This is a genomic window from Bifidobacterium tissieri, from assembly GCF_002259645.1.
Lineage (GTDB): Bacteria > Actinomycetota > Actinomycetes > Actinomycetales > Bifidobacteriaceae > Galliscardovia > Galliscardovia tissieri.
Genome location: NZ_MWWV01000001.1, coordinates 88472 through 101035, shown reverse-complemented (window position 1 = coordinate 101035; position 12564 = coordinate 88472). Strand labels below are relative to the sequence as shown.

Genomic DNA, 12564 nt, shown 5'->3' with positions numbered 1-12564 from the left:
TCAGATGGTCAGGCCGGCCCGTTTGCATCGTCGTGAATTACCTTGCGGCGATTCACTTGTTCTTCGGCTTCTTGGCCGGGGGCTCGCCCAGCTCGCTGGCGGCGATGATCACGGTCTCGTTGGAGCCGTCATCGGAGGCGGCGGCCTCCTCGGCGTGCTTCTCAACCAGATCGAACTTGCCGACCACACGACCGGCCTGCGCGATGTCGTCGATGGCGGAACGGATCGCGTTCACACCGTCAGCGGCGGCGGACAACGCCACGGACAGGATCGGGGTCTTCATGGAGACCTTGGCCTCGGACTTGATCTTGCGCAGCTGCTCCACGGCACGACCGGCCCATGCCAGCGTCTCGGGGGAGACGCCGGAGGCGGCGATCACATACGGTTCCGGCGTCGGCCATGCGGCGCGGTGCACGGAGCCCTCGCCGTCGTGCATCCAGTGCCACACCTCTTCCGTGGCGTACGGCAGGTACGGGGCCAGCAGGCGGGCGAACGCGTCCAGCCCCAGACCCAGCGCGGTGCGCGCGGACAGCACAGCGGCCTCGCTAGGCGTGCGGCCATGCTCATCCGGCGTGCCGTAGGCGCGGTTCTTCACCAGCTCGATGTAGTCGTCGCAGAACTGCCAGAAGTAGCTTTCGATGACCTCCAGAGCCTTGGAGTGCTCGTAGGATTCCATCGCCTCAGTGGCGGTGCGCACCACGTACGCCATCTTGGCCATGGCGGCGCGGTCCAGCGGCTCGGTCACGTCGGTCGGGTTCCACGTGGCCTCAGCGGGAGCGCCCACGTGGTGGTTCTCGTCCTCACGACCGATCGCCAGCGCGAACTTGGTGGCGTTGAGCAGCTTGATCGCCAGACGGCGGCCGATCTTCATCTGGCCCTCGTCGTACGTGGCGTCAAGGCCCAGGCGGGCGGCGGCGGCCCAGTAGCGCACGGCGTCCGCGCCGAACTTCTTCAGCGGCTCGTTCGGAACCACCACGTTGCCCTTGGACTTCGACATCTTCTTGTGATCCGGGTCGAGGATCCAGCCGGAGAGCGCGGCATTCTTCCACGGCAGGCAGTGGTTCTCCAGATGCGCGCGGTCCACGGTGCTGAACAGCCAGGTGCGGATGATGTCCTGACCCTGCGGGCGCAGATCCATCGGGAACGTGGCGGCGTGAATCGCCTTGTTCTCCTCGCCGGGCTCCTCCCAGCGGGTCACGATCTGCGGGGTGAGCGACGACGTCGCCCACGTATCCATGATGTCGTTCTCGGCGGTGAAGCCACCGGGCACGTCACGCTGATCCTCGGTGTAGCCGGCGGGCACATCAGTGGTCGGATCGATCGGCAGAATGTCCTCGCTCGGCGTGATCGGATGCTCGTAGTCGGCGGAGCCATCATCCTTCACCGGGTACCACAGCGGGAACGGCACACCGAAGAAGCGCTGACGGGAGATCAGCCAGTCGCCGTTCAGGCCGTGCACCCAGTTGTCGTAGCGCACGTGCATGAAGTCGGGGTGGAACTTGAGCTCGTTGCCGCGCTCGATGAGTTCGGCGTTGAGCTTCTCGTCGGTGCCGCCGTTCTTCAGGTACCACTGGCGGGAGGTGACGATCTCGAGCGGCTTGTCGCCCTTCTCGTAGAAGTTCGTCATACGCTTGGTGGGCTTCGGCTCGCCGTCCATGTCGCCGGACTCACGCAGGTGGTCGACGATGATCTTGCGGGCGGAGAACGTGGTCTTGCCCTCGATCTCCTCGAAGATGGCCTTGCCGTTCTCGTCGTCGATCCAGTCCGGCACGCTCATCACGATACGGCCGTTGCGCTGGATGATCGAACGGGTGGGCAGGCTCAGGTCGCGCCACCACTCGACGTCGGTCACATCACCGAACGTGCAGCACATGGCGATGCCGGCGCCCTTGTCCATTTCGGCGGCCTTGTGCGCCAGGATCGGCACCTTGACCTTGAACAGCGGGGAGTACACGTACTGGCCGAAGTACTGCTTGTAGCGCTCGTCGTCCGGGTGCGCGATCAGGGCACCGCAGGCGGGCAGCAGCTCGGGACGGGTGGTCTCGATGTAGATCGGGGTGCCGTCCTCGAAACGGAAGGCGATCTTGTGGTAGAAGCCGTCGTATTCACGGCTTTCCAGTTCGGCCTGGGCCACGGCGGTCTGGAAGGTCACGTCCCACAGGCCGGGGGCGTCCTTCTGGTAGGCCTCACCACGGGCAAGATTGCGCAGGAACGCCTTCTGGGCCACGCGGCGCGGGTGCTCGCCGATCGTGTGGTAGGTCTGCGACCAGTCCACGGACAGGCCGAGCGTGCTCCACAGATCCTGGAACTGCTTCTCGTCCTCGGTGATGAGGCGCTCGCACAGCTCGATGAAGTTCTGACGGGAGCAGGGCACCTGATCCTTGGCCTGGATCTTCTTGCCCTCGGTGCCTTCGAACGGCGGCTTGAAATCGGGATCGTACTTCAGCGACGTGTCCACGCGCACGCCGAAGTAGTTCTGCACACGACGCTCGGTGGGCAGACCGTTGTCGTCCCAGCCCATCGGGTAGAACACGTCGAAGCCGCGCATGCGCTTGTAGCGGGCGATGACGTCGGTATGGGTGTAGGAGAACACATGGCCCACATGCAGATGGCCGGAGACGGTGGGCGGCGGGGTGTCGATGGAGTAGACGGCCTTGCGGTCGCGGGTGTTACCGAACTTGTAGGTCTGGGCGTCGTTCCACGCCTTCATCCACTTGTCTTCGAGACCGTCCACGCCCACACGGTCGGGCAGGGCGGTAAGATGCGCGCTGATGGCGCCTTCAGCATTATCAGTCATACGGGCCAGTTTAGAAACGCTGTGTGACAAGGATTGATCGTGGATTGATCGGAGATGATCGGCTCTCGATCAATCCACGTGCGTTCCGTATTCGCGTTATTCGATCGTGACTCCGGCCAGTGGCAGATAGCAGTCGACCATGGCGGTGGGCAGCCCCTTGACGGTGGACTTGTAGGCCACCCACGGGCGTTCCACATACAGCCAGTCGGCGGGGGAGTCCTCGCTGAGCTTGTGCGCGTATTCCTTGAGCCGGTTCGCGTAGTCGTCGTCGGTCGTGGCGGCTCTGGTCTGCGCGTACAGGTTCTCCACCTCCGCGTTGGTGTACTGCAGGAAGTTGTCGCGCGCCACGAAGTCACCGGCGTCATGACTGTCGTTCATGGTGTAGATGGTCAGATCGAACTGCTTGTCCTGCACCACGGTCTGCTGCCAGGTGGCATCGTCGACCATGCTGACCTCGATGGGAATGCCCGCCGCCGCGAGATTGTCCTTCACTGTCTGGCCGATCTGCTCGCCCAGGGATGACGGGTAGACGAGCTTCATCGTGCGTAGACGGAAGTAGCTGACCAGGCTTTTGGCCTTGGCCTGATCGAGCGGATACAGGCCGGTCAGGTCCTCGTATCCCGGGTCGAGTTTGGGGATCGGTCCGCCGAGTCGTTCCGCGGCGCCGTTGGCCTGTACAATCGCGTTCTTGTCGATGGCCATGCGCGCGCTCTGCCGCACGCGGGCGTCGGAGAACAGGGAGTCGGCGGAGCTGTTGAATCCGAGCACCACCTTGCGGGTGCTGTCGGTCTGCGCCACGGTGATGGTGTCCTGCGTCTTGAGCGCGTTCGCATTGGCCACGTCCGTGGGCATGATGGCCTGGATGTCGCCGGACTTGAGATCATCGGCGGCCTTGCCGGCATCGGTGTAGTAGCGCAGCGTCACCGTGCCGATCTTCGCCTTGGTTCCCCAGTATGCGGTATTGGCCTTGAGTGTGATCGGATCGCCCTTCTTCCAGGATTCCACGAGGAACGGTCCGGAGCCGATCGCGCCGGTCATGTAGTTGACCTTCGCGGTTTCGTCGTACACGATGCCCGCGCGGCCGGACAGCACCCACGGCAGGTCGGGCATGGGGGAGGAGAGCTTGATGACCACCGTGGAGCTACCGGTCGCCTTCACCGACGCCAGTCCGGCCAGATCCTCGTATCCCACATACTGCTTCTGCAGCGTCTGCTGCAGTGAATAGACCACGTCGTCGGCGTTGAGCTGGTCGCCGTTGGAGAACGTGATGCCGTCGGCGATGTGGAAGGTGTACGACAATCCGTCGTCCGACACGTCCCACGATTTGGCGATGCCGGGCTGGGCGGTATTGTCCTCGCCGCGTTTGGTGACCGTTTCGTAGACGTTGCCGAGCAGCGCCTGCGCGACGGCGTCGCCGGTCTGCTTGCGGATGTCGAGTGAGTCGGGCGCGGAGGCCAGGCCGATCGTGATCGATCCGCCGGGTGCCGATCCGGGAATCGGCAGACTGGGCGCGGAGCGGTTCACGATCATTGAATATGCCGCGTAACCGCCGCAACCGAATACCAACAGCGCCACGAGGAAGACGATAATCGATTTGACGCCGCCGGTGGCCAATGCGTGCGCCGACTCACGACGTGCGCGCCGGGAAAGCGGCTTCGGCTCCTGGGACGACGGGGTTTCGACTGGGGGGAATGCCCTTGGCGCTGTATTGTGTTGGTCCGACTGTGCTCTGCGCATGCTTACGAGCATACTCGGTGCCGGGCCGTGAGCTCAGATGGACACCGATGGGCAGGTGTCGGCCAGGGGGCAGTTGGCGCAGTCGGGTTTGCGGGCGTGACATGTGGCCCGGCCGAACAGAATCAGCCGATGGCTGAGATTCGTCCACTCCTCCGGCGGGAAACAGGCGCAGATCGCCTTTTCTATCTTCACCGGATCCGGATGTCTGGTGTTCCAGTCGGTCCTCCAACGCAACCGTCCGGTCACACGCGTCACATGCGTATCCACGGGGAAGCCGGGAATGCCGAACGCATTGCCGAGCACCACGTTCGCGGTCTTGCGACCCACGCCGGGCAGCGTGACGAGTTCCTCCATGGTGTGCGGCACTTCCGAATCGAAACGTTCGGACAACGCCTGACCGAGCCCGATCAGATGCTTGGCCTTGGCATGGTAGAAGCCGAGCGGTCGGATGATACGTTCGATGTCCTCGATGTTCGCATTGGCGTAATCCTCGGCGTCGGGGTAGGTTGCGAACAGTTCGCCGGTGACGGAATTGACCCGCTTGTCGGTGGTCTGCGCACTGAGCACGGTGGCCACAAGCAGCTCCAGAGGATTGGAGAAATGCAACGCGCACACGGCCTCGGGAATCATATTGCACAGAATACGGTATTCGTCGTGCATACGCCGAACGCGCGCGGTTTTCGTCTCTCGTGCCATACGATCCGGTTTATCCGAACGCCCTGACCTTCCCTACTTTCACTGTGGTGACACTAGTGTGATCACACTAACGTCACCACAGTGAAAGTAGGGTGATCACACTAACGGAATACAGTAAGAGTGTTCAGTTTTGGACTTTGGGCTGACGGATCGGAGCGGAAACGGAATCAGTCATGATGGGCGGTGGCTGCCGCGGCGGCGGCCTTGGCGTTCTCGTCCTGCTCGTCGTCCTCCGGCGGGTCGAAACGATATCCCACGTTACGCACAGTGCCGATCAGATGCTCATACTCGCCACCGAGCTTGGCGCGCAGACGACGAATATGCACATCAACGGTACGGGTGCCGCCGTAGTAGTCGTACCCCCACACCTCCTGCAACAGCTGTGCACGGGTGAACACACGACCGGGATGCTGCACCAGATACTTCAGCAGCTCGAACTCCTTGTAGGCCAGATCGATGGGATGACCATGCAGCGACGCCGTATAACCATTCGTATCCACCACCAGATCGCCGGAACGGATCTGCCCCTCCTGCGGCTGCTCATTGCTCTGACGCGCGGGAGACGCCGACGCGAACGAATTGCCACGCTCGGACACCAGTCGCAACCGAGCCTCGACCTCGGCAGGGGACGCGGAGGCGACCACCACATCGGAAACACCCCACTGGGAAGTGACCACGGTGAACCCGCCCTCCGTAAGTACCAGCACGATCGGCGTGGACAGGCCGGAGGCATGAATCAGACGACACAGGGTCTTGGCAGTGGCGAGATCGTCGCGCGCATCAAGAAAAAGAATCGTGTTCTCAGGCATCTTCACCAGAGAAGCGGCATCCATCGGCAGCACACGCACACGATGAGACAACAGCGCAAGAGACGGCAGTACGGAAGCGGGATTCTCCGCCATCGTCATCAATGTCAAATCCGTCACTGTGCTCTCCCCGATCCTGGCTTCGATGTGAGCCTGAACAACAACAACCTTCATTGTACAAAGCGGATGTTATCGCGCGTGCTCGCGATTCCGTAACTTTCGCTATCGAACAACTTTCTTCTTTTTATAAGACAGAAGTTCGTAATTGGAAAACGCGGTTCAACATTTGGGACACCATCGACGAACGTAGTAAGAAAGCATAGGAAAAAGCCGCTAGGAACGGCATAAGCCATCGGTTAAGACTTGAGCATGATGCCTGACACGGCACCACCGACAATCATCGGCGAGCCACTCGAATCCCCTCAAAATAATTCTGTGGATAGGCGTGGTGAGAACATGAACGATAGTAAAAGTGGAATCATCGAAGCAGGAGGAGCGTTCATGGGCATCCAGGACATCCACAAGCGCGAGATCGACGAAGAGGACGGCACGCACGTACGCGGCATGCAGTCGGAGGCGACCCGACGCGGACAGCTTGCCGTGGTGCTTACCCAAGTCGTCTCCTACGCACTGATGATCGGACTCGTCGGCGGCCTCGGCGCACTCACCCAGGCCGGCGCGATCGCATCCATAACACTGTCCGCGCTCGCCGTACTGGCCGTGGTCATTGCATGGCCGTTCGCGAACGGCGTCACCCAGACGGTATTCGCCCGGGCGCTCGCCGTGATCGTGTACGTGGTCGCCGTGGCGTTCAACATCTCGGACGGTTTCCCCGTCTCCGACAAGGCGTTCACACGATGGTCGTGGTTCCTGATCCTTGCGTTTCTGACGATCGTGGTCGTGTCGTTTGGACATCAGATGTGGCGTAAGGACCGCAGTCATCTCATCGTGTCGATGTCGACGGGACTGATCGTGTCCGCATGTGCTCTCGGATCGTCCTGCTGGCTGTTCCTTCCCTCGCTGATGCACGATCTGCTGTCCGCGCCCGACGACGGAGCGTGGGTGGCGGCGCTGGTGCTCGTGGCGCTTATCGCCTTGGGCGTGCTGCTGGTGATCGCATCCGGATCTTGGTGGAACGAGATCGACGGGCCGTCGCCCTACTCATGGCTTGGCATGGGCGTGATGCCCGTCATGCTGCTGGGATACGTGGTGTATGTGGCCGCGTTCGTGGCGCATCTGACGCTGTGACAGTCGCGTAAGATCGTCGCGTAATCACGACGATCCATGATGATTACCACGGCAGCATGCCGAGATGCTCCAACAGCACCTTCAGACCGATAAGAATGAGCACCAGACCGCCGGCCACCTGCGCCGGCTTCTGCCAACGGGAACCGAACACATTGCCGATGCTCAGGCCGACGGCCGAGAACAGGCCGGTCGTCACACCGATCACGACCACGGCGAACACAATATTGATCGGCATGAACGCGAAACTCACACCCACGGCGAACGCGTCGATGCTCGTGGCGATGGCCAGCGGCAGCATATGACGCCAATCGAATGCCGCGGTCTCGTGCTCGTTCTCCTCGTCCTCCAGAAACGCCTCGCGAATCATGTTGCCGCCGATCAGCGCGAGCAACGCAAAGATGATCCAATGGTCGACGGCCGTGACATACTTGCTGAACGTGGATGCCGCGAAATAGCCGAGCAGAGGGAACAGCGCCTGGAATCCGCCGAACCACAATCCCACCGATGCACGCTGGCGTCCGTTGACGTGTTTGACGGTCAGTCCCTTGCCGATGGAGACGGCGAACGCGTCCATGGATACGGAAACGGCAATAAGAAGAATCTCAACGATCACGGATGATCCTTTGAAGGTTCATTTCGACGCCAGACACTATGGCCGACTGCCGGAATGGGCCTCGACACCGCCCTCTGGCGGCCCTACGCCTTGACGAAACGATGACACAGCAAACTGCCAGATGCCGCGACAGGGAAAACGCCGTCGGATGGCTTTGAATTCGGATGAATGCCGTTCGTCTGTCTCTCGCGAATTACAAGTGGTGATAATAGCAGAGGGCGCACCCCGATGGGGATGCGCCCTCTGCGGTTCGCTATCGCTAGCGTGTGTGTGATGACATGTCGTTGCCGTTCACGCACGCCGTCGTTATATGTGACGGCTCACTTCTCCTCGGAAGCGGCCAGACGCTCGCGAGCGGCCTTGATCTCGGCCTCGGCCTTGTCCACGCCGGTCCAGTAGTCGCCGGGCAGCACTTCCTTGCCGGGCTCCAGAGCCTTGTACTGCTCGAAGAAGTGCTTGATCTCGGCCTTGTGGAACTCGGAGACGTCGTCGATGTCCTTGATGTTGTCGTAACGCACATCGGCGGGCACGCACAGCACCTTGTCGTCGCCACCGGCCTCGTCGACCATGTGGTACAGACCGACGGCGCGGCACTCGACCACGCAGCCAGGGAACACGGAGTTCGGGATCATCACCAGGGCGTCAAGCGGATCGCCGTCCTCGCCCAGAGTGCCGTCGATGTAGCCGTAGTCGTCCGGGTAGCCCATGGCCGTGAACAGCTCACGATCCAGGAACACGCGACCGGTCTCGTGATCCACTTCGTACTTGTTCTTGGATCCGCGCGGGATCTCGACGACGACGTTGAACGTCTCTGCCATGTCTGTCTCCTTCAATGAGTTGACATTATTGTGTTACCGCAACCAAGGATACCGCAGAATGGGGGTCGTGGGGGTTGCGATACGCGTATATGACGCATACACGGCGCGTATTGCGTATTGATACGTGTATTGACAAACGTATTGACAAATGTGGGTGCCTTCCCGGAGGAAGACACCCACATTTTGGTGGTCGATTGCGACCAACGTGGTTGATCACATGGATCGGAATCCGTTGATCGATGACCGTCGGTCGTTGATCGTCAGTTGACCGACGATCAGTACTGGACGCTGAGCACGTGCGCCACGTCGGCCCACGGGGCCAGCGACACGAAGTTGTCCCAGCTCCAGGTGAACTCGCGGCCGGTCAGCTCGTCCTTCAGTGCCACGCCCTTGTCGGTGGGCAGGCCGAAGTCGCCCAGCTCGAGGTGGATAAGGGACTGGTGGGCGTCGTGACCATCCAGATTCACCACCACGATCAGCGTGTCCGGCTTGCCGGTGCCGGTGAACTCGGCCGGCGTGTGGCGGGCGAACGCGAGGATGTTCGGATCGGAGCTGCGCAGGACCGTGAGGTTGTGGTAGCTGTGCGTGGCCGGGTGCTCGCGACGGATGCGGTTGAGGCTGGTGAGCATTTCGGCGATGCCGTACTCGTCGGCCTTGGACCAGTCGCGCACCTTGATCTCGTACTTCTCGTTGTCGATCTGCTCCTCGAATCCGGGGCGCTGACGGTTCTCGATCAGTTCGAAGCCGTTGTAGATGCCCCAGCTCGGGCTGCCCATGGCGGCCAGCACGGCGCGCACGGCGTGACCGGCGATGCCGTTGTCGCGCACGTAGGCGGTGAGGATGTCCGGCGTGGTGGGCCAGAACGTATTGTGCTGGTAGAAGGCGTCGTCGCTGTTGGTCTCGCCTAGGTACTCCTCGAGCTCCTCCTTGGTGTTGCGCCACGGGAAGTAGCAGTGGGACTGGGTGAAGCCGGCGTAGCTCAGCGCGCGCATCATGCCCGGGCGGGTGAATGCCTCGGCCAGGAATAGCACCTCGGGGTGCTTCTTGGTGATCGTGGCGATCACGTCCTGCCAGAAGCGCACGGGCTTGGTGTGCGGGTTGTCCACGCGGAAGACGGTCACGCCCGCGTCGATCCACAGGGTCATCAGGCGGACGACTTCCTTTTCGATGCCTTCCATGTCGGCGTTGAAGTCGATCGGGTAGATGTCCTGATACTTCTTCGGCGGGTTCTCGGCGAAGGCGATGGTGCCGTCCGGCTTGTGGCGGAACCAGTTCGGGTGCTCCTTGACCCACGGGTGGTCGGGGGAGCACTGCAGGGCGAAGTCAAGGGCGATCTCCAGACCCAGTTCGTGGGCCTTGGCGACGAGCGCCTTGAAGTCGTCCATGGTGCCGAGCAGCGGATCGACGGTGTCGTGGCCGCCTTCAGCGGAGCCGATGCCGAACGGCGACCCCGGATCGTCCGGGCCGGCCACGAGCGTGTTGTTGCGGCCCTTGCGGTTAGTCACGCCGATCGGGAAGATCGGGGGCAGGTAGACGATGTCGAATCCTTCGGCCTTGGCGCGTTCCAGTCCGGAGACGGAGGTCTTGAGCGTGCCCTGCACGATCTTGCCGGTCTCCTGATCCACGTAGGCACCTTCGGAGCGCGGGAAGAACTGGTACCAGGCCGCGAAGGTCGACTTGGAACGCTGCACCAGCAGGTGCACCGGGCGGGACGGGCTCACGCCGTCGCGCAGCGGGTTGGACTCGTGCAGCGCGGCGATCTCGTCATTGTCGGCGGCGGCTAGGCGCTCGACGGGGGTGAGCTCCTTGTTCGCCAGCGTCTCGGCGGCGGCCTGCAGTTCCTTCTTCTGGTCGGCGTTCAGGCCGGCGTCGCGGGTCTTGGCCCAGCGTCCGAGCAGTTCGGCACCTTCGTCAAGCGCGTTCTCCACGTCGGAGTCGTGAACCTTCACCTTGATCTTGGCGTCGTGCAGCCAGGTGGCGAAGGAGTCCTCCCAGCCTTCCACGACGAGCGACCAATTGCCCAGCTGGCGCTTGACCGCGGCGAAGCCGTCCTCCCACGGCAGCACGTCGGAGTGCTCGCCCACCTGCATCTCGCAGGTCCAGCGGTCGAGACCGGGGTTCACGCAGGTCATGGTGCGGCTTGCGGCGGCACGGCCACGCGGCGTGTGCAGCACGGCGGTGGCACCCACCTTGGCGCGGCCTTCGATGAAGACCTGAGCGGTGACGGTGAACTGCTCGCCGAGTTCGACGCGGGCCGGGTAGACGCCGCATTCCTCATTGGGGGTGACGTCGAGCACGTTGATGCGTCCGAACTGGCTCGGATCGGTGATCTCGAGCACGGGTGCGGGGATCAGCGCATCAGGGGTGTCGGCCGCGACGGCCTTGGACTTGGAATTGCGATGCTTGCGGGTGCCGGCGGCCTTCTTGGTCGTCGTTGACGTGGACTTGGCCTTCCGACGGGTCGCACCCTTGCGGGTGGTGGAGTTCTTCTCTGCTTCCTCAGCGGCAATCTCCGCTGCGGCTGAAGTGACTTGGGTACTACTTGTTTCAGTCATACCGCCATTGTAAGGGGTTTGCTGTTACTCAGCGTTGAAATTTCACTGTTTTTGGGCACTGGTCGTCGTTTCGTAGCATGCGGGTAACCGTTTCATAACTTTACTTATCATAAATGAACATCGTTAATGTTAGTTTTTGAATTAGAACGTGCGCGGTGTCAATTAGAACGTGCGTCGTTACGAGATGGAAAATAAAACGTTGCAACTCCATGAAACGACTGGATATTCAAGGAATGGAGGGCGTATGGTGTTATCTGTACAGCTCTTCGATAATCGAAGGGTGTGAAAAACGAATCACGATGGATGTGATGTTGCATGTTACATCTAACGTGAATGTGACATGTGTGTGCCTCATTGGGGAGCATGCATACAGAAAGGATGACCTATGGCGGACAACAAGCAGATTGTCGTCGATACCTCGCTTTACGGTGCCTATGCCGAGCGCAAGACCGCGGCCGCGAACGAAGTGGCGCGCTCCTTCGGCATCTCCGAGGAGGCTCTGGCCAAGGTGGAGGATTACAAGGCCGCTCTCACCGAGCACAACGCCTGGGATCTGCCCTTCCTCGGATATGTGAACGAGGACGGTTACGGCTACGCATTCGTTTCCGATCAGGCCGTGGCTGAGGACGGCTGGGATGCCTACAAGGCGTTCCGCGCCCTGCCGGCTGACGTCCAGACCGCATTTGCCATCCGCATGCTGTTCACCCACCGTGACGTGGACCGTTACGGTGCCAACATGTTCCTCCACTACGAGCGCGGCTTCAACGTGAAGTTCGAAGGCCCCGGCGCCAACCACTGGTGATCGGTGCCCTCGACTTCGGGTTGGGGGATTGCGTGCGCCGGTCTCGATGATGAGATGGGATATGCGCTGAATGAATGGCGGGTGCCCGTGATGGGTTCCCGCCATTTGTGTGTTTGTGGGGCTGTGTGTTTGTGGGGCTGTTGGTTCGTGATTGCTGGCGGGTGCTGGCGTACGTGGGCCGTGTTGGTCTGATTCCGATGCCGCGATTCAGGAGCGGACCAGACGGGCGATGGCGGCGCTGGCCTCCTGCAGCTTGTCCTCGGCCACCTGGTCGCCCTGCGCGGCGGCCTGTTTGACGCAGTGGTCGAGATGATCGTCGAGCAATAGCAGCGCGACGGATTTGAGCGCGCTGTTCGCCGCGGAGATCTGTGTGAGGATGTCGATACAGTACTCGCCGTTCTGCGCCATCTGCTTGATGCCTCGCACCTGTCCCTCGATGCGACTGAGCCGGGCGACGATCCTCTTCTGGTCCTGCATGTAGCCATTGCGGCT

Annotated in this window: 10 protein-coding genes; 2 read left to right on the top strand and 8 right to left on the bottom strand. The window is 61.7% G+C overall.

Annotated elements, in window-relative coordinates:
- Nucleotides 1–52: 52 nt before the first annotated feature.
- The 4 genes from valS to BTIS_RS00505 form a co-directional block, all read right to left on the bottom strand.
- Entirely contained in the window at nt 53–2797 is a 2745-nt protein-coding gene (valS, locus tag BTIS_RS00520) for a valine--tRNA ligase (RefSeq protein ID WP_094661707.1), read from the bottom strand.
- A 96-nt stretch (nt 2798–2893) separates the two neighbouring features.
- The gene (locus BTIS_RS00515; protein ID WP_158216800.1) at nt 2894–4327 is read right to left on the bottom strand and encodes an ABC transporter substrate-binding protein; all 1434 of its coding nucleotides are present in this window, start codon (nt 4325–4327) and stop codon (nt 2894–2896) included.
- A 240-nt stretch (nt 4328–4567) separates the two neighbouring features.
- A complete protein-coding gene (gene nth / locus BTIS_RS00510; protein ID WP_169713033.1) occupies nt 4568–5230 on the bottom strand; it encodes an endonuclease III in 663 nt (220 codons plus the stop codon).
- A gap of 167 nt (nt 5231–5397) precedes the next feature.
- Nucleotides 5398–6156 carry a winged helix-turn-helix transcriptional regulator gene (locus BTIS_RS00505; protein WP_094661704.1) on the bottom strand — a complete coding sequence of 253 codons (759 nt, stop codon included), beginning with the start codon at nt 6154–6156 and terminating at the stop codon, nt 5398–5400.
- A gap of 336 nt (nt 6157–6492) precedes the next feature.
- Here BTIS_RS00505 and BTIS_RS00500 point away from each other — a divergent pair, with 336 nt between their 5' ends.
- Complete coding sequence (locus BTIS_RS00500; RefSeq protein ID WP_140555861.1) at nt 6493–7284, top strand: hypothetical protein; 792 nt, start codon at nt 6493–6495, stop codon at nt 7282–7284.
- Between the two features lie 43 nt (nt 7285–7327).
- On the opposite strand, the gene BTIS_RS00495 is transcribed toward BTIS_RS00500, so the two are convergent.
- From BTIS_RS00495 to BTIS_RS00485, 3 genes are all read right to left on the bottom strand, one after another.
- A complete protein-coding gene (locus BTIS_RS00495) occupies nt 7328–7897 on the bottom strand; it encodes a manganese efflux pump MntP (protein WP_169713032.1) in 570 nt (189 codons plus the stop codon).
- A gap of 320 nt (nt 7898–8217) precedes the next feature.
- Complete coding sequence (locus BTIS_RS00490) at nt 8218–8715, bottom strand: inorganic diphosphatase (protein WP_093960837.1); 498 nt, start codon at nt 8713–8715, stop codon at nt 8218–8220.
- Between the two features lie 275 nt (nt 8716–8990).
- On the bottom strand, nt 8991–11270 hold the full coding sequence (locus tag BTIS_RS00485) for an alpha-1,4-glucan--maltose-1-phosphate maltosyltransferase (protein ID WP_094661702.1): 2280 nt from the start codon (nt 11268–11270) through the stop codon (nt 8991–8993).
- Nucleotides 11271–11655: 385 nt separating this feature from the next.
- Here BTIS_RS00485 and BTIS_RS00480 point away from each other — a divergent pair, with 385 nt between their 5' ends.
- Entirely contained in the window at nt 11656–12072 is a 417-nt protein-coding gene (locus BTIS_RS00480) for a glycerophosphodiester phosphodiesterase (protein ID WP_094661701.1), read from the top strand.
- A 207-nt stretch (nt 12073–12279) separates the two neighbouring features.
- Here the strand turns inward: BTIS_RS00480 and BTIS_RS00475 are convergent, their stop codons facing one another.
- Entirely contained in the window at nt 12280–12549 is a 270-nt protein-coding gene (locus BTIS_RS00475; RefSeq protein ID WP_094661774.1) for a metal-sensitive transcriptional regulator, read from the bottom strand.
- Between the last annotated feature and the right edge of the window lie 15 nt (nt 12550–12564).